Annotated in this window: 1 protein-coding gene; it reads left to right on the top strand. The window is 62.4% G+C overall.

All coding sequences use genetic code 11. The features are described 5' to 3' along the window. Positions 1–213, top strand: a 213-nt coding sequence (locus Abci_RS13995) for a 1-deoxy-D-xylulose-5-phosphate synthase N-terminal domain-containing protein (RefSeq protein ID WP_280513029.1), incomplete at both ends; no start/stop codon positions are given.

Raw genomic sequence — 213 nt, 5'->3', positions numbered from 1 at the left:
CTGCTGGTCTGGGCATGGCCGTGGCGCACCATCTCCGCGCTGAAGAAGACCCCGCCTACGCAGAACGCAACGTGATTGCTGTCATCGGTGATGGCTCCATTTCCGCCGGGATGGCCTATGAGGCCATGAACAACGCAGCGGTGGCTGGCCCCGGCGCGGAACGACTGATCGTCATCCTCAACGATAACGAGATGTCCATTGCGCCGCCCGTTG

The organism is Acetobacter cibinongensis, assembly GCF_000963925.1.
GTDB classification, from domain to species: Bacteria; Pseudomonadota; Alphaproteobacteria; order Acetobacterales; family Acetobacteraceae; genus Acetobacter; species Acetobacter cibinongensis.
Note: the sequence above shows the minus strand (reverse complement) of the source record. Positions and strands in the feature narration are given on the sequence as shown.